Raw genomic sequence first — 17,230 nt, 5'->3', positions numbered from 1 at the left:
CGCGGGGGCGGGCGCCGGGGCGAGGCCGGCGGGCGGCGCGGGCATCGGCTCGCCCTCGGCGGGCGCGGGCCGGCTCGTACCGGGCACCCAGGCGGTGCCGCTCCAGTACCGGATATAGCCAGGAATGGACGGGTCCGGGTAATACCCTTCCCGGGGCGCTTCTTCCCCGGGGCTGCTAGGAGAGGTCATTGCTGCCCCCAACTCCGTTCATGACCGACACACTTGACCTGCCCGCCGTCTCCGGCATCGACGATCCCCTCACCGCACGACTGCCCGCACGACCGCGCGAGCAAGGACGCACCACGACCCTCGGATCGAGCGCGGGGTACGCGTCGTACCTACCACGGCGGCAGGGCGCCACTTCCGCCTGTCCACGGACGACACTAACGAACGGCGGAGCGCCGGGAAGAAGGAGAGCGCCAGAAAGACCGCGTTCGAGCGACAGAGCGAAACCCTCGAAGCGGGCGGGCGGCACTCGAATGGGGGCGCTTCGCAAGGGTGTGCGCAGGGCCCACACGCCTGACGGCTCCATGGAACGCGCCTGCCCCGCGCTCGCGAGCGTGGGACGGGTGGGGCAGGGCATGGGTGGAGCATGTGTTCCCGTCACCGTCGCCTGTGCGCGGCTCCTTCGTCCTGTGACCTCAATGCACAAAACGCAACCCGGTGCGGTCCGGGCCGGTCTATCAGACGGCTCTCCACTCTGCGGCCGTCCCGCGGGCGGGACCACTCACACGTGCGACCGCGCGAGATGTGGAAGAAGTGGCATGAAGTCGCGTAATGGTGTGGGGGTCGATGCGCTCCATCCGGTGCGGGTCCGTTCGCGAGGGGCCACGCACCGAGACCAGCAGAGCAGAGAGGGCGCGCTTCATGCACACCGTGGTGGAACGAGAGCTGGACATCGACCTGGTGCTGTCGCCGGAGCGCAGCATCCCCGTGCCGTCCCGGCTGAGTTACCGTACGGCCGATCCGTACGCCGTCCACATCGCCTTCCACGTCACCTCGGACGCGCCGGTGGAGTGGACCTTCGCGCGCGAACTGCTGGTGGAGGGCGTCTTCCGGCCGTCGGGGAGCGGGGACGTCAGAGTGTGGCCGACCCGGGCCGAGGGGCGTCACGTGGTGTGTCTGGCGCTGTCGTCACCGGACGGCGAGGCGCTGCTGGAGGCGCCCGCCCCGACGGTCACGGCGTGGCTGGAGAGCACGCTGCACGCCATGGCCCCCGGGTCGGAGCCGGAGCGGCTCGCGCTGGACGAGGCGCTGCGCGAGCTGCTCGGGGCGTGACGGGCGGCGGCCCCTCAGAGCTCGCGGGTGAGGAACTCGATGGCGTGGCCGTCGGGGTCGTCGACGTACACGGAGCGGCCGTCGGGGCGGCGGCCGACCTGCTGGGGCTGTCCGTGGCCCGGCGCTCCCCAGAACGGCATCCCGCGCTCGGCGATCCGGGCGCGGACCGCCTCGAACTCCTCGTCGTTCACCCGGAAGGCGAGGTGCTGGAGGACGATGCTGCCGGGGTCGACGACGTGTTCGGCGTAGTCGATGGTCACGCCGCCTTCGAGCGGTACGGCCGCGAAGGGCCCGAACGGCTTGGGCTCGGGTGCCGCCAGAAGTCCGGTGAGGAAGCGGGCGGAGGCGAAGCGGTCGGTGCTGTGAACGATGGTGTGGTCGAGTCGCGCGGGCACGGGGTGACCTCCTGGATCGGATCGCGGTGCGTCCTGTCACTCGACCGTACGTCGGTGCGCACGTCGCGCATATCGGACTTCTGACCTAGGTGTGAGGTCGGTCAAGTCCTCGGTCGCGAGGGGGTGTCGGGGCCGGCGGGGTCCGTCTCGTCCCAGACCTTGCCGGGGTTGAGCAGGCCCAGCGGGTCGAAGACGGCCTTGATGCCGCGCTGGACCTCGACGCCCACCGGGCCGAGTTCCCTGGCCAGCCAGTCCTTCTTCAGGACGCCGACGCCGTGTTCGCCTGTGATCGTGCCGCCCAGCTCCAGCCCGAGCGCCATGATCTCGTCGAAGGACTCGCGGGCCCGGCGCGCCTCGTCGGCGTCGGCGGCGTCGAAGCAGACGACGGGGTGGGTGTTGCCGTCGCCGGCGTGGGCGCAGACGCCGATGGTGAGGCCGTACTTCTCCGCGATGGCGGCCGTGCCGTCGAGCATGGCCGCGAGCCGGGAGCGGGGCACGCACACGTCGTCGATCATCGTGGCGGGCTTCAGGGCCTCCAGGGCCGGCAGGGTCATGCGGCGGGCCTGGAGCAGGAGGTCGGACTCGGCGGGCGAGTCGGCGGGGACGACCTCGGTGGCGCCGGCGGCGGTGCACAGCGCGGCGACGGCGGCGAGGTCGGCGGCGGGGTCCGGGGTGTCGAAGGCGGCGAGGAGGAGGGCCTCCGTGCTCTCCGGGAGTCCCATGTGCCCCATGGCGTTGACGGCCCGTACGGAGGTGCCGTCCATCAGCTCCAGCAGGGACGGTGCGTGGCCGCGGGCCATGATGTCGCAGACGGCGGCGCAGGCGGCGGCCACGGACGGGAACTCGGCGGCCAGGGCGAGCTGTTCGGGCGGCGCCGGCTTGAGCGCGAGGACGGCCCGTACGACGATGCCGAGGCTGCCTTCGGAGCCGACGAACAGGCGGGTGAGGTCGTAGCCGGCGACGCCCTTCGCCGTGCGGCGGCCGGTGCTCAGCAGCCGCCCGTCGGCGAGGACGACGTCGAGGCCGAGGACGTACTCGGCGGTCACCCCGTACTTCACGCAGCACAGGCCGCCGGAGGCGGTGCCGATGTTGCCGCCGATGGTGCACTGCTCCCAGCTGGAGGGATCCGGCGGGTAGTACAGGCCCTGTTCGGCGACGGCCCGGGAGAGGACGGCGTTGACGACGCCGGGCTCGACGACGGCGATCCGGTCGACCGGGTCGATCTCGATGATCCGGTCCATCTTGACGAGCGAGAGGACGATGCAGCCGTCGGTGGCGTTGGCGGCGCCGGAGAGCCCCGTACGGGCGCCCTGGGGGACGACGGGGACGCGGAGGGCCGTGGCGGTGCGCATGATGTGCTGTACGTGGGCGGGGGTGCGGGGGAGGACGACCACCGCCGCGGTTCCCGCCGCGCAGAAGCTTGCCATGTCGGTGGCGTAGGAACGTATGACGTCGGGGTCGGTGAGGATCGCCTCGGCGGGGAGTCCTTCGCGTAGTTGCTTGATCAGATCGCCCATGGGGGGTTCTTTCCCCTACCCGCCCCTTCCCGTAACCGGGGCTCCGCCCCGGACCCCGTGGCCTCAATCGCCGGCCGGGCTGGAAAATCCGGCCCGGCCGGCGTTCGAGGACATCTCTCAGAGGTTGCCCCTCTTCTCCTGCTCCCGCTCGATCGCCTCGAAGAGCGCCTTGAAGTTGCCCTTGCCGAAGCCCATCGAGCCATGGCGTTCGATCATCTCGAAGAAGACCGTCGGGCGGTCCTGGACCGGCTTGGTGAAGATCTGGAGCAGGTAGCCGTCCTCGTCGCGGTCGACGAGGATCTTCAGCTCGCGCAGGGTCTCGACGGGGACGCGGGTCTCGCCGGCCCAGTCGCCGAGGGTGTCGTAATAGGAGTCGGGGGTGTCGAGGAACTGCACGCCGGCCGCGCGCATGGCCCGTACGCTCGCGACGATGTCGTTCGTGGCCAGGGCGATGTGCTGGACGCCGGGGCCGCCGTAGAACTCCAGGTACTCGTCGATCTGGGACTTCTTCTTGGCGACGGCCGGCTCGTTGAGCGGGAACTTCACCTTGCGGGTGCCGTCGGCGACGACCTTCGACATGAGCGCGGAGTACTCGGTGGCGATGTCGTCGCCCACGAACTCCTTCATGTTCGTGAAGCCCATGACGTTGTTGTAGAAGGTGACCCACTGGTCCATCTTGCCGAGCTCGACGTTGCCCACGCAGTGGTCGATGGCCTGGAAGCGGCGGGCGCCGGGCTCGACGATCGGGTCGGCGGCCTCGTAGCCGGGGAGGTAGGGGCCGGTGTAGGCGCCGCGCTCGACGAGGGTGTGGCGGGTGCTGCCGTAGGTGGCGATTGCCGCGACGACGACGGTGCCGTACTCGTCGGTCAGCTCGTGCGGCTCCTCCAGGCCCGTGGCGCCGTGTTCGACGGCGTAGGCGTACGCGGCGCGCGCGTCCGGCACCTCGATGGCCAGGTCCACGACGCCGTCGCCGTGCTCGGCGACGTGCTCGGCGAGGAAGCGGCCGCGCTCGGTGGCGGCCTTGATGACGGAGGTGAGGACGAACCGGGCGCTGCCGGACTCCAGGACGTAACTCGCGGTCTCGCGGCTGCCGTTCTCCGGACCGGAGTAGGCGACGCGCTTCATGCCGAAGGCGGTGGAATAGAAGTGCGCGGCCTGCTTGGCGTTGCCGACGGCGAAGACCACCGCGTCCATCCCCTTGACCGGGAAGGGGTCGGCCTGCCGTGCGGTGTGAAGGGTGTGATCCGTGGTCTGAGTCATGGCCGCAGGGTCCCGCCGATCCACAAGGTGCGCAATAGTTCTCGTATTCACTGGGCAAACTGCACAGCGCACGGACGGTAGCCCCGGGCGTTCTGTGCATGATGACCATCAGGAGGCGGTCATGGCGATCGATCGTTTGGACGGCAGTCTGATCGAGCTGCTGGCCCTGGAGCCGCGCATCGGCGTGCTGGAGGCGTCGCGCCGGCTGGGCGTGGCACGCGGCACCGTGCAGGCGCGTCTGGACCGGTTGCAGACACAGGGGGTGATCAGGGGTTTCGGGCCGGACGTGGATCCGGCGGCGCTGGGCTATCCGGTGACGGCCTTCGCGACGCTGGAGATCAAGCAGGGGCAGGGCGCGGACGTGCGGACGCACCTGGCGACCGTGCCCGAGGTGCTGGAACTGCACACGACGACCGGGCACGGCGACATGCTCTGCCGGCTGGTCGCCCGCTCGAACGCCGACCTCCAGCGTGTGATCGACCGGGTTGTGGGTTTTGATGGCATCGTGCGGGCTTCCACGGCGATCGTTATGGAGAACGCGGTACCGCTGAGGATCATCCCGCTGGTGAAGCAGGCGTCGGAGGACCGACAGCGGCACTGACAGCGGCGAGGAGTGGCCGGGTGAGCTTCTGGGAGTACGTCGGCAACCGTCACGAGCAGTTGCTGGCGGACACGTATCAGCACGCCAGCGCCGTATTCCAGTGCATGGTCGTCGCCACGCTCATCGGCGTGGCGCTCGGGGTGCTCACCTACCGCAGGGCGTGGGCGGGCAACCTCGCGATCACCTCGACGGCGACGATCCTGACCATTCCCTCCCTGGCCCTGATCGGCCTGCTCATCCCCATCACCGGGCTGGGCGTGGCCCCGACGGTCACCGCCCTGGTGCTGTACGGGCTGCTGCCGGTCGTCCGCAACGCGATCGTGGGGCTGCGCGGGGTGGACCCCTCGCTGGTCGACGCCGCGACGGGGATCGGGATGTCGCGGGCGGCCCGGCTGTTCCGGGTGGAGCTGCCGCTGGCCTGGCCGCCGATCCTCACCGGCATCCGGGTGGCCACGCAGATGCTGATGGGCATCGCGGCCATCGCCGCCTACGCCTCCGGGCCGGGCCTGGGCAACGAGATCTTCCGCGGCATCTCCTCGCTCGGCAGCGCGAACGCGCTCAACCAGGTGCTCGCCGGCACGCTCGGCATCATCGTCCTCGCCCTGCTCTTCGACGCCGCGTACGCCCTGATCGGACGGCTGACCATCCCGAGGGGGATCCGTGTCTGAGCCCGAGCCCGCCGCCCACCGGCCCTCCGGCGCCACCATCGAGCTGGAGAACCTCACCAAGCGCTATCCGGGCAACCCCGCGCCCGCGGTGGACTGCGTGAACATGGAGATCAAGGCCGGTGAGCTGGTGGTCTTCGTGGGGCCGTCCGGCTGCGGCAAGACCACCACCATGAAGATGATCAACCGGCTGATCGAGCCGACGTCGGGCCGGATCCGGATCGACGACGAGGACGTCACCGACATGGACCCGGTCCGGCTGCGCCGCAAGATCGGGTACGCGATCCAGTCCTCCGGCCTCTTCCCCCACATGACCGTCGCGCAGAACATCGGGCTGGTCCCGAGGATGACGGGCTGGCCGAAGGCGCGGATCGCCGACCGCGTGGAGGAGATGCTCGACCTCGTGGGGCTGGATCCCGGCGAGTTCCGCGGCCGCTATCCGCGCCAGCTGTCCGGCGGGCAGCAGCAGCGCGTCGGGGTCGCCCGGGCGCTCGCCGCCGACCCGCCCGTACTCCTGATGGACGAACCCTTCGGCGCCGTCGACCCGATCACCCGCGACCACCTCCAGGACGAGCTGATCCGGCTCCAGCACGAGCTGCACAAGACGATCGTCTTCGTCACCCACGACTTCGACGAGGCGATCAAGCTCGGCGACCGGATCGCGGTGCTCCGCGAGCGTTCGCACATCGCCCAGTTCGACACGCCCGAGGCGATCCTCACCAACCCCGCCGACGACTTCGTCTCCGGTTTCGTGGGCGCGGGCGCGGCGCTCAAGCGCCTGAACCTCACCCGTGTGCGGGACGTGGAGATCGTGGACGTGCCCACGGCCACCGTCGACGACCCTCTCCAGTCGATCTTCGACAAGCTGCGGGCCGGCGCCACCAACGAGGTGCTGCTCCTGGACCGCCACCGGCGCCCGTACAAATGGCTGCGGCGCGGCGACCTGATGCGGGCCCGGGGCTCGCTGGCCCGCGCGGGGACCCTCGTGCACGACACGGTCACGCGCGACGCGACGCTGCGCGACGCGCTGGAGGCGGTGCTCACCGACAACGCGGGCCGGGTGGCGGTGACCGGGCGGCGCGGGGAGTACGAGGGCGTGGTGGACATGGAGACGCTGATGAACTCCGTGCACGAGATGCTGGAGGAGGACCGGCTCGACGCCGTCGAGCACCAGCACCGGCTGGAGGAGCAGCGCGCCCAGCAGACCCGGCAGGAGCAGGAGGGCGCGACACCCGGCGAGCCGGGGGAACGGGCGTGAGGCGCGGGGACGGGCGGCCGTCCGGCGAGCACGAGGCGCAGGGTGTCGCCTTCCGCGATCCGCTGCCGCCCGAGGACGACGGCACGGGCGAACCGCCGCCGGCCACCCCGCCCGGCGCGCCCGCCCGCCGCATCACCTGGCAGAAGCTGACCCTGCTCCCCGTGCTGCTGGCGGCGGTCCTCCTCGCCACCTGGCTGTGGTTCCGCGGCGCCGACCTCGACTCCATCGCCCGCAACGCCATCGGGGGCGGCAATGTGTGGCTGCGCCTGCGCCAGCACGTCTACCTCACCGTCGTCTCCACGTTCTTCGTGCTGATCATCGCCATTCCGCTGGGCATCCTCCTCACCCGCCGCCGGCTGCGGCCCGCCGCGCCGGGCGTGATGGCGCTGGCCAACGTCGGCCAGGCCACGCCCGCGATCGGTCTGCTGGCGCTGCTGGTGATCTGGCTGGGCATCGGGCGCAGGGCCGCGCTCATCGGCATCGTCGTCTACGCCGTGCTGCCGGTGCTCTCCAACACCGTGGCGGGGCTGCGGGCCATCGACCCGACGCTGGTGGAGGCGGCGCGCGGCATCGGGATGTCCGCGCTCGGGGTGCTGCGCCGGGTCGAACTGCCGCTGGCGGTGCCGCTGATCCTGGCCGGGGTGCGCACGGCGCTCGTCATCAACGTGGGCACGGCGACGCTGGCCTACTTCGGCGGTGGCGGCGGGCTCGGCGACCTGATCGCCTCCGGCATCACCAATCAGCGCATGTCCGTGCTGGTGCTGGGGTCCCTGCTGACCGTGGCGCTGGCGCTGCTGGTGGACTGGCTGGCGTCGCTGGCCGAGCTGTTGCTGCGGCCGCGCGGGCTGGAAGGGGGCGGGTGAGATGCGGCGGCGCACGGTGTGGCTGGCGGGTGCCCTCGCCGGAGTGCTGCTCGCCCCGCTCGCGCTCGGCGGCTGCGGGCTGACCAGCGGCTCCCCGATGGTCGACGACGTCAAGCCCGGTTCGATCGGCCGGGGGCTGCCGCTGAAGGGCGCCGACCTGATCGTCACCTCCAAGAACTTCAGCGAGAACATCGTCCTGGGGCAGATGATGGGCCTCGCCTTCGAGGCGGCGGGCGCGACCGTCCTGGACCGCACCAACATCCAGGGCTCGATCGGCTCCCGCGAGGCCGTCAGGACCGGCGGCGCGGACGCGATGTACGAGTACACCGGCACGGCCTGGATCACCTACCTCGGCCACGACAAGCCGATCACCGACCCGCGGCAGCAGTGGCAGGCCGTGGTGGACGCGGACGCGCGGAACGGCATCACCTGGCTGCGGCCCGCCGCCCTGAACAACACCTACGCCCTGGCCCTGAACCAGGCGAACGCGAAGAAGTACGGCACCAGCACCCTCTCCGACGTGGCCCGCCTGTCGAAGACGGATCCGTCGGCGGCGTCGGTCTGTGTGGAGAGCGAGTTCGCGGTCCGCAACGACGGCCTGCCGGGCATGGCGAGGACGTACGGCATGTCCATCCCGGCGTCCAGCGTCCAGAAGATGGACGGCGGCATCGTCTACACCCAGGTCTCCGGGGGCGGATCCTGTGTCTTCGGCGAGGTGTTCACCACCGACGGGCGCATCAAGGCGATGAAGCTGACGGTGATGGAGGACGACAAGCACTTCTTCCCCAACTACAACGCCGCCCCCGAGATCAACAGCAAGACCATGCGGAAGTACCCGGAGATCAAGGACGTGCTGGACCCGATCACGGCCCGCCTGACGAACGACGTGGCGCGCGAGCTCAACGCCAAGGTGGACGTCGAGGGGGAGGATCCGCACACCGTGGCCAAGGACTGGCTGGTGAAGGAGGGCTTCATCACCGAGGGCTGACCTCCGGGGGCCGCGCCCCGGGGGCCTGCCGCCCGTCAGCAACTGGGGATCTTGTCCCGCTGTCCCGAGGCCAGGGCCCGCAGCGATGTGACCGCGTCGCCGAGGTCGTCCACGGGGATCAGGCGCAGCCCCTCGGGGAGGTTGGCCTGGGCGTCCGAGCACTCCTTCTTCGGCACCAGGAAGATCGTCGCGCCGTCGCGCCGGGCCGCCTGGGTCTTCAGGGGCACGCCGCCTACGGGGCCCACGGTGCCGTCCGGTTCGATGGTTCCGGTGCCCGCGATCGTCCGGCCGCCGGTGAGGTCGCCGCCCCTGCCGTCGCCGTCGAGCTTGTCGATGATGCCGAGGGTGAAGAGCAGCCCGGCGCTGGGGCCGCCGATGGTGCCGGCGCTGAGGTCGGCCTTCACCTCGCCCGGTGACCGGTGCAGGTAGCGCAGCGCCGCCTGGGTCGCGGCGTCCTGCGACTCCTTCATCTCGGAGGCGTTGTGCTTCTCGACCTCCTGGTCGGAGTCGCCGACGGGGTAGACGGAGTCGTGCGGCATGACGGCACGGTCGGTGCGGAACCAGTCGCGTACGACGTCGGCCAGCGTCACGTCCACGTGCGGCCCGGTGGCGACGATGGTCGTCAGCCGCAGCTGTCCCTTGGTCGCACGGCTCTTCGCCCCGCTCAGGGAGATCACCGGCTTGCCCCCGTCGGTGCCCAGGACGTTCACCGTGGTACCGGGCTGCGCGAGCGTGAACGGCAGCGGTACGAACGCGGCCATGGCGAGCAGGGCGACGACGGGGACGGCACAGACGGCGAGGGTCCGGGCGCGGCGGGACCGGGCGGCGGTCGGGGTCGGAGCTGGCATGCGTGAAATCTAGTTCACTCCCGCCCCGGCGGTGTCGGGCAGCCCCGGCGCCGGGGTGCGCGCCGGGGTGCGGTGCCGCCCGTACGGCGGGTCAGCGCAGCGCGTCCGCGACCTCCTTCGCCGCCTCCATCACGCGCGGGCCCACGCGGTCGGGGACGGAGTCGCACAGCATGACCACGCCCACGCTGCCCTCGATTCCCAGGACTCCGAGCAGGGGCGCCGCCGCGCCGCTGGCCCCGGCCTCCAGCTCGCCGTGGGTCAGGGCGTATCCGGGGTGGTCGGTGTCGCCCCGGCGGGCGGAGAGTATCGCCCGGCCCGCCGCGCCGCGGTCCAGGGGGTGACGGAACCCGGCGCGGTAGGCCACGTGGTAGTCCGTCCACGTCGGCTCGACGACGGCGACCGCGAGCGCCTCGGTGCCGTCGACGAGCGTGAGGTGGGCGGTGGCCCCGATGTCCTCGGCCAGTGACCGCAGGGCGGGCAGGGCCGCTTCCCGTACGAGGGGGTGCACTTGGCGGCCCAGCCGCAGCACCCCCAGTCCCACCCTGGCGCGGCCGCCGATGTCCCGGCGTACGAGCGCGTGCTGCTCCAGGGTGGCGAGCAGTCGGTAGACCACCGTGCGGTTGACGCCGAGCTTGGTGGACAGCTCGGTGACGGTCAGCCCGTGGTCGGTGTCGGCGAGCAGTTTCAGGACACGCAGTCCCCTGTCGAGCGTCTGCGAGGTCTCCGCGGTCACGACGCCCCTCCTCCGATGAGTGGCGGCTCCCGTCGCGGTGGGGTTGCGTCACCGGTCCCGTCCGGCAGCGCGCGAGAGAGGCCGCCGGCCGCTTTACGCATGCACCGGCTGCGCTCCGCGGCGGCGCTGCCACGGGGCGTGTGCGTGACCGGCACGGTAGCGCCGCCGGTCCGCTCAGCGGAAGAGTCTGCCCACAATCCGGGCAGCGCGGGGTTGTTTTCCGGTAATCGGGGTGCGGTGTCCCACGATGCGGACGGATGGCGGCGGGTCCGTTGCGCCTGCGGCGGGCGTCCTCAACCTCCCCCAGCTATCGCTGGTAGCTGCCCCCAGACAGGCTTGATTTCGTGCGGCTCGTCGCTTTCCCGCCCGCCGCACCGGCGGATCTCGGCGACGGCCCGGCATATCAAGCCCGTCCGGCGTTTGAGGACACCCCGCGCAGCGGTGGTGCGGGCCCGGGACGCCCTACTTCATCCGCGTGGCCCACTCCCGCACCTTGCCGATGCGTTCGTTCAGCTGACCCGCCGTCGCCTCCGCGCTCGGCGGCCCCCCGCACACCCGCCTCAGCTCGGTGTGGATCACACCGTGCGGCTTGCCGCTCTGGTGGACGTACGCGCCGACGAGCGCGTTGAGCTGCTTGCGGAGCTCAAGGAGCTCCTTGTGCGTGACCACCGGGCGCCGCTCGGCGGGGATTTCGAGCAGGTCCGCCTCGCCGTCCGGCTTCCGGCGGCTGTGCGCGATCTGCCGTGCCTGCCGCTTCTGGAGCAGCATCTGCACCTGGTCCGGCTCCAGCAGCCCGGGGATGCCGAGGTAGTCCTGCTCCTCCTCGCTGCCCGCGTGCGCCTGCATGCCGAACTCGGCGCCGTCGTAGAGCACACGGTCGAAGACGGCATCGGACTCCAGCGCCTCGAAGGAGAGCTGGTCGTCCTCGCCGGTGTCCTCGTCCTGCTGCTTCTCGGCCTCGGCGAGGAGCTTGTCCTCCTCCGCGTACGGGTCCTCCTCGCCGTCCTTCTTCGGCTTGTCGAGGACGTGGTCGCGCTCGACCTCCATCTCGTTGGCGAAGGTCAGCAGCGTGGGGATGGTCGGCACGAACACCGACGCCGTCTCGCCGCGCCGGCGCGACCGCACGAAGCGGCCGACGGCCTGGGCGAAGAACAGCGGTGTGGAGATCGTCGTGGCGTAGACGCCGACGGCCAGGCGGGGCACGTCGACGCCCTCGGACACCATGCGGACGGCGACCATCCAGCGCTGGTCCCCGTGGGCGAAGTCGTCGATGCGCTGGGAGGCGCCGGAGTCGTCGGAGAGGACGAGCGTGGCGCCCTCGCCGGTGATCTCGCGGATCAGCTTGGCGTAGGCGCGGGCCGACTCCTGGTCGGAGGCGATGACGAGGGCGCCGGCGTCCGGTATGGCCTTGCGGACCTCGGTCAGCCGCCGGTCGGCGGCGCGCAGCACGTTCGGCATCCAGTCGCCGCGCGGGTCCAGGGCCGTGCGCCACGCCTGCGAGACGGCGTCCTTGGTCATGGGCTCGCCGAGGCGGGCCTCCAGCTCGTCGCCGGCCTTGGTGCGCCAGCGCATGTTGCCGCTGTAGGACAGGAAGATGACCGGGCGGACGACACCGTCGGACAGGGCGTTGCCGTAGCCGTAGGTGTAGTCGGCGGAGGACCGGCGGATGCCGTCGTTGCCCTCTTCGTACGTGACGAAGGGGATGGGGTTGGTGTCGGAGCGGAAGGGCGTACCGGTCAGCGCGAGCCGGCGGGTCGCCGGCTCGAACGCCTCCATGCACGCCTCGCCCCAGGACTTGGAGTCACCGGCGTGGTGGATCTCGTCGAGGATGACGAGGGTCTTGCGCTGCTCGCAGCGGTTGCGGTGGAGCATGGGCCGCACGCCGACACCCGCGTAGGTGACGGCGACGCCGTGGTACTCGCGGCCGAGGGGGCCGGCGCTGTACTCCGGGTCGAGCTTGATGCCTATGCGGGCCGCCGCCTCCGCCCATTGCTTCTTCAGGTGCTCGGTCGGTGCCACGACGGTCACCTGCTGCACGACGTGGTGGTGGAGCAGCCAGGAGGCGAGGGTGAGGGCGAAGGTGGTCTTTCCGGCGCCGGGCGTCGCGACGGCGAGGAAGTCGCGCGGCTGCTGCTCGATGTACTTGCCCATCGCGCCCTCCTGCCAGGCGCGCAGTTTGTTCGCGGTACCCCAGGGAGCCCGGCCGGGGAAGGCGGGCGAGAGGTGGTGGCTGGCGGTGGTGGTGGTAGTCACGGTCTCCGTCGGCAGGGTCGGCGGTCGGCAACCGCGTCAGCCTACCTGCGTGGAGGTTCACGCTCCGGGGTTACGCCGCGCGGTCACCCGAGGGTGGGACTCACGTCACACCCCCTCGGATTCCTCGCGGGCCGGTGCCACCTGGGGCTTGAGGCGGGTGGTGACGTACGCGCCGGCGAGCGCGACCGCCGCCATGGTGAGGAAGACCACGGTGAAGGCGGCCGGCGGGGCGGCCGCGTCCGGGGCGTGGGCGTCGGCGCCGGTGGTGCCGCCGCCGAGGGCGACGAAGAGGACGCCGCTGACGCCGACGAGGGTGATGTTGCCGAGCGCGTCGGAGATCTGGAGGGACGCCCCGTTGGAGCCCTCCTCGCCGGGGCGGGAGAGCTTGAGCAGCAGGACGCTGCCGCTGGATATCGTCAGCCCCATCCCGTAGCCGCCGATGATCCACGAGACGGCGACGGCCCACGCGGGGACGCCGTCGATCAGCGCGGTGGAGACGAGGGCGATGGCCGCGGCGATGAGCACCATGCCGAGGCTCATCAGCCGCTCGCGGTAGGGCTCCAGGCGGGTGCGGCTCTGGGTGTACGAGCCCAGGGCCCAGGTCAGTCCGCCGCCGGTGAGCGAGAGCCCGGCCATCGTGGCGGACAGGCCGCGCTCGGTCACCAGCATCAGCGGGATGAAGCTCTCGGCGCCGAGGAACGCGCCGGCCGCGATGCCGCGCAGCAGGACGACGGACGGCAGTCCGCGGGCGGCCCGGAAGGTGCCCCTGGGCAGCAGCCGCAGGATCGAGGGGGCGAGGAGCGCGAGCCCGGCGGCGGCCGGGACGAGCGCCGTCCAGGCGATGTCCTGGGCGGCGAACTGCAGGAGTCCGGCGCCGGCCGCGACGGCGAGGGCCAGCAGGATGCGGCGGCGGTCCATGCCCGCGGTGCGCTCGTCGGCGGGGAGCTTGCGCAGCGCCGGGAGCATCACGGCCAGCGGCAGCAGGACCAGCACCGGGATGGAGAGGAAGACCCAGCGCCAGTTCAGCTGTTCGGTGACCGCGCCCGCCACCAGCGGCCCGACGATCACGGGCAGCACCCAGGCCGCGGAGAACGCGGCCATGACCGAGGGCCGCAGCCGCTCCGGGTAGGCGCGGCCCACCACCACGTACAGCGCGACGATGACCAGGCCGCCGCCCAGACCCTGCACGCCGCGCCCGGCCACGAACATCCACATCCGCTGCGCCGAGCCCGCGACGACGAGGCCGGTGCCGAAGGCCGCGATGCCGGTGAAGAGCGGTATCAGCGGGCCGGCGCGGTCGCACCACTCCCCCGACAGGGTCATCGCGAACAGGCTCGCGGTGAAGTAGGCGGAGAAGGCGAAGGCGTACAGCTCGATGCCGTCGAGCGCGTGCGCGGCGACCGGCATCGCGGTGTTGACGGCGCTCGCCTCGAAGGCGATGAGCGAGACGACGGAGATGATGCCCAGGGTCAGGGCCCGGTACCGGCGGCCGAGGACGCCCTGCGCGGCCTCCGGTACGGTCCGCGCGACTCTGGACGCGGCGGTGGGGTCGGCGGGGGACTCGGCAGCGGTCATGCGCTCAGCGTAAGAGGCGTAACCGGTTCTTGCCCCTGTCATTGGAACGAGATCCACTCGGTCTTCGGTCCTAGGGGAAAGGCCCGCCGGGACGGGGGACTTCCCCCTCAGGTGCCTCTCACGGCGGGCGGTTCACGTAGTCCTCGCGGCGGGGGGTCACGCCGTCCTCACGGCGGGGCGTTCACGCCGTCCTCACGGCAGGCGGTTCACGTCGTCAGGAGCACGCCGCCGTACGACGCCCCCGCGATCACCACCCAGGAGCACAGGCCCAGGGCCGCCACACGGCCGCCGGTGCGGGTCAGCGTCGGCAGGTGGACGGCGCTGCCGAGGCCGAACAGCGCGGCGGCGAGCAGCAGTTCCTGCGCGTGCTGCGCGACGTCGAGCACGCCGGACGGCACCTGGCCGGTGGTGCGCACCGCGACCATGGCGAGGAAGCCGAGGACGAACAGCGGAACGAGCGCGGGGCGCTTACCGGACGGGGCGCCGGACGGGGCACCGGATGCGGCGCGGCGGGCCCGTACGGACAGGGCGACGGCGGCGACGAGCGGGGCGAGCATCGCCACGCGCATGAGCTTGACGAGCACGGCGTCGGTGAGCGCGGCCGGCCCGGCGGTCTGGGCCGTGGCCACGACCTGTCCCACGTCGTGCACGCCCGCCCCGACCCAGCGCCCGAACTGCGCGTCGTCGAGGCCGAGCGGGTGGTGCAGGAGCGGCAGGACGGCGATGGCGAGGGTGCCGCAGAGCGTCACCAGCGCGACGGACGTCGCCACGTCCTCCTCGTCGCTGCCCGACACCTCGCTGACCGCGCCGATCGCGGAGGCGCCGCAGATGGAGTAGCCGGTCGCGATCAGCAGCGGCTGGTCGCCGCGCAGCCCGAGCCGGCGCCCCAGCCACAGGGTGCCGAAGAAGGTGGCCGCGACGACGCCGGCGACCATCGCGACGGTGGCCCAGCCGAGGCCGAGCACGTCGTCGAGGCCGAGCTTGAGGCCGAGCAGCACGATGCCGATCCGCATGAGCCGCTTGCCCGCGAGCGTCAGCCCGGGCCGTCCGGCGCCGCGCACCCGGGCCCGTACGCCCGGGGTGTGAGCGGCCGCGATGCCGAGCACGACGGCGGCGGTGAGCATGGGCACGGCCGGTACGAGCAGGTGCACGGCCCAGGCCACGGCGACGCCGACGGCGGCCATGGCGAGGCCGGGGAGCCTGCTCCCGGACCGCGGGGGCCGCTGCGGGGTGGCGGGGACCGGCCGGGCGCTCGTGCGGGGGGTGAGGAGGGCCATCAGAGTTCGTCCGCCGGCAGGTCGTAGACGCGGCGGACGCTGGAGCCGAGGCGGGCGATGTCGGCACCGTAGACGTGGATCGAAATGGCGGTGGAGGAACAGGCGTTGCGCACCCGGTGGATGTCGCCGGGCGGCGCGAAGCCGCAGACGTCGCCCTGGTGGTTGACGACGTCCTCGGTGGCGACGAGGCGGGCGGTGGTGCCGTCGGGGACGAGGCGGTAGCGGCGCTCGCTCTCCGCGCCCTCGTGGACGCCGGTGACGCACCACGAGACGTGGTCGTGGATGGCGGTCCGCTGACCGGGCAGCCAGACGAGGGCGACGACGGAGAAGCTGCCGTCGGACTCGGCGTGCAGGACGTGCTGGCGGTAGCGGTCGGGATCGCCCTCGCGCTGTTCGGCGGTGAGCAGGTCGGACGCGCCGAGGTGCGCCGCGAGCCGTTCGCCGACGAGATATGCCGTCGTGTCGGGCGGCAGGCCGCGGCCTACCGCCTCGCGGATGTCGTCGACGAGCTGGCCGAGACGCGCGGTCGTGCGGGCTGCGGTGGGTGTGGTCATACGAGCAGCGTCGAGCCGCGCGATCCCTCGGTCCAACGACAGTTTGTTGACCGGTGGCGAAGGCGGGCTTATGGATGGCTCGGATCGCTCAGGGAGCGGGGCGGATTCCGAAGGCGCTCAGGCCGGCCGGGTGCCGGCCGGGTGATCGCCCTCAACACCCTATGCGGCGCGCGGCGACCGTCTTCAGCCCGTCGAGGACGATGGCGGTGGCGGGGACGCGGAGGTGCTCGCGCAGGACGTAGGCGGAGACCTGGCGGCGGGAGGCGGGGTCCAGGGCCCGGCCGGTGATCTTGTCGTGGCGGAGGAACGACAGCACGAGCCCCGGCATCATGGCGACCCCGAGCCCCTCCGCGACGAGGGACTGCACGACCAGATTGTCGTCGGTGGTGAAGGCGATGTCGGGGGCGAAGCCCAGTTCCGCGCACTCGTGGAGGAAGTTGGCGCGGCAGCGCAGACAGCCGGCGATCCAGCGCTCGCCGGCCAGGTCGGCGAGTTTGACGGCACGGCGGCGGGCGAGCGGGTGCCCGGTGGGCATCAGGACCGTCAGCTGGTCCTCCAGGAGCGGTATCTCCACGAGCTCGTCGGGGACCTGTTCGTGCAGGCCGGGGTAGGTGAACGCGAGCGTGATGTCGCACTCGCCGCGCACGAGCCGCTGGAGCGAGTCCGGCGGCTCGCCCTCCAGCAGCTCGACCCGTACGCCCGGATGATCGGCGGCGAGGCGGGCCAGGGCCTCCGGTATCAGGGTGGCGCTGGCGCTGGGGAAGGCGCAGACGCGGACCCGGCCGGAGCGCAGCCGGGTGAGGGAGTTCATCTGCTGCTGGGCGGCGGTGAGGCTGTCGAGGATGGTCTCGGCGTGCCGGGCGAGCGCCTCGCCGGCCTCGGTCAGGCGCATGCGGCGGCCGACCCGGATGAAGAGCGGGGTGCCCACGACCCGTTCGAGGGCCTTCATCTGCTGGGTGATCGCGGGCTGGGTATAGCCGAGGGCACGGGCGGCCGCCGAGTAGGAGCCGGCCGTGACCACCGCGTGGAACGTCTTGATGTGCCGGGAGTCGAACACGCCGGAATCATAAGCGGAATTTGGGATAGAGGGTGAGTTGGCGAGAACTTGCTTCTGGATCACTGCGGGATCAGCGCGGATCACCTCCGGATCACCTCTTGCCCGCCT

Annotated in this window: 17 protein-coding genes; 6 read left to right on the top strand and 11 right to left on the bottom strand. The window is 71.9% G+C overall.

The features are described from left to right. A partial coding sequence (locus J7E86_RS09495) for a DUF2510 domain-containing protein (RefSeq protein WP_215081115.1) occupies positions 1-189 on the bottom strand: 189 nt, incomplete at its 3' end. Positions 190-867: 678 nt separating this feature from the next. On the opposite strand from J7E86_RS09495, the gene J7E86_RS09490 reads away from it, so the two are divergent. Next, the gene (locus J7E86_RS09490; protein WP_215081114.1) at positions 868-1,278 is read left to right on the top strand and encodes an SsgA family sporulation/cell division regulator; all 411 of its coding nucleotides are present in this window, start codon (positions 868-870) and stop codon (positions 1,276-1,278) included. A gap of 14 nt (positions 1,279-1,292) precedes the next feature. Here J7E86_RS09490 and J7E86_RS09485 read toward each other — a convergent pair whose 3' ends face one another. The 3 genes from J7E86_RS09485 to hppD form a co-directional block, all read right to left on the bottom strand. After that, complete coding sequence (locus J7E86_RS09485; RefSeq protein WP_215081113.1) at positions 1,293-1,673, bottom strand: VOC family protein; 381 nt, start codon at positions 1,671-1,673, stop codon at positions 1,293-1,295. Between the two features lie 101 nt (positions 1,674-1,774). Continuing rightward, positions 1,775-3,190, bottom strand: coding sequence for an FAD-binding oxidoreductase (locus J7E86_RS09480; RefSeq protein WP_215081112.1), 1,416 nt, complete (start codon positions 3,188-3,190; stop codon positions 1,775-1,777). A gap of 117 nt (positions 3,191-3,307) precedes the next feature. Next, entirely contained in the window at positions 3,308-4,450 is a 1,143-nt protein-coding gene (gene hppD / locus J7E86_RS09475) for a 4-hydroxyphenylpyruvate dioxygenase (RefSeq protein ID WP_215081111.1), read from the bottom strand. Between the two features lie 121 nt (positions 4,451-4,571). On the opposite strand from hppD, the gene J7E86_RS09470 reads away from it, so the two are divergent. From J7E86_RS09470 to J7E86_RS09450, 5 genes are read left to right on the top strand one after another with little or no spacing between them, the layout of a single operon-like run. Next, a complete protein-coding gene (locus J7E86_RS09470; protein ID WP_215081110.1) occupies positions 4,572-5,051 on the top strand; it encodes an Lrp/AsnC family transcriptional regulator in 480 nt (159 codons plus the stop codon). A 20-nt stretch (positions 5,052-5,071) separates the two neighbouring features. Next, positions 5,072-5,719, top strand: coding sequence for an ABC transporter permease (locus J7E86_RS09465; protein WP_215081109.1), 648 nt, complete (start codon positions 5,072-5,074; stop codon positions 5,717-5,719). Next, positions 5,712-6,974 (top strand): betaine/proline/choline family ABC transporter ATP-binding protein, encoded by a 1,263-nt coding sequence (locus J7E86_RS09460; protein ID WP_215081108.1) that lies wholly within the window; start codon positions 5,712-5,714, stop codon positions 6,972-6,974. Before J7E86_RS09465 ends, J7E86_RS09460 begins: the two co-directional genes overlap by 8 nt. Continuing rightward, positions 6,971-7,837: an ABC transporter permease gene (locus J7E86_RS09455; RefSeq protein WP_215081107.1), complete on the top strand. Its 867-nt coding sequence runs from the start codon at positions 6,971-6,973 to the stop codon at positions 7,835-7,837. The genes J7E86_RS09460 and J7E86_RS09455 overlap by 4 nt, the downstream gene beginning before the upstream one ends. A 1-nt stretch (position 7,838) precedes the next feature. After that, positions 7,839-8,825 (top strand): glycine betaine ABC transporter substrate-binding protein, encoded by a 987-nt coding sequence (locus J7E86_RS09450; RefSeq protein WP_215081106.1) that lies wholly within the window; start codon positions 7,839-7,841, stop codon positions 8,823-8,825. 35 nt (positions 8,826-8,860) lie between these two features. Here the strand turns inward: J7E86_RS09450 and J7E86_RS09445 are convergent, their stop codons facing one another. The 7 genes from J7E86_RS09445 to J7E86_RS09415 form a co-directional block, all read right to left on the bottom strand. Further along, on the bottom strand, positions 8,861-9,673 hold the full coding sequence (locus J7E86_RS09445) for a PDZ domain-containing protein (RefSeq protein ID WP_215081105.1): 813 nt from the start codon (positions 9,671-9,673) through the stop codon (positions 8,861-8,863). A gap of 91 nt (positions 9,674-9,764) precedes the next feature. Next, positions 9,765-10,406 (bottom strand): IclR family transcriptional regulator, encoded by a 642-nt coding sequence (locus J7E86_RS09440; RefSeq protein WP_215081104.1) that lies wholly within the window; start codon positions 10,404-10,406, stop codon positions 9,765-9,767. Positions 10,407-10,868: 462 nt separating this feature from the next. After that, on the bottom strand, positions 10,869-12,659 hold the full coding sequence (locus J7E86_RS09435) for a DEAD/DEAH box helicase (protein WP_215081103.1): 1,791 nt from the start codon (positions 12,657-12,659) through the stop codon (positions 10,869-10,871). 105 nt (positions 12,660-12,764) lie between these two features. After that, entirely contained in the window at positions 12,765-14,234 is a 1,470-nt protein-coding gene (locus J7E86_RS09430; RefSeq protein WP_215081102.1) for an MFS transporter, read from the bottom strand. Between the two features lie 206 nt (positions 14,235-14,440). Then, a complete protein-coding gene (locus tag J7E86_RS09425) occupies positions 14,441-15,511 on the bottom strand; it encodes a putative sulfate exporter family transporter (protein WP_215081101.1) in 1,071 nt (356 codons plus the stop codon). Then, complete coding sequence (locus tag J7E86_RS09420) at positions 15,511-16,065, bottom strand: cysteine dioxygenase family protein (RefSeq protein ID WP_215081100.1); 555 nt, start codon at positions 16,063-16,065, stop codon at positions 15,511-15,513. The genes J7E86_RS09425 and J7E86_RS09420 overlap by 1 nt, the downstream gene beginning before the upstream one ends. A 151-nt stretch (positions 16,066-16,216) precedes the next feature. Next, positions 16,217-17,122 (bottom strand): LysR family transcriptional regulator, encoded by a 906-nt coding sequence (locus J7E86_RS09415; protein ID WP_215081099.1) that lies wholly within the window; start codon positions 17,120-17,122, stop codon positions 16,217-16,219. Between the last annotated feature and the right edge of the window lie 108 nt (positions 17,123-17,230).

The organism is Streptomyces sp. ISL-11 (assembly GCF_018614525.1).
Classification (GTDB): domain Bacteria; phylum Actinomycetota; class Actinomycetes; order Streptomycetales; family Streptomycetaceae; genus Streptomyces.
Note: the sequence above shows the minus strand (reverse complement) of the source record. Positions and strands in the feature narration are given on the sequence as shown.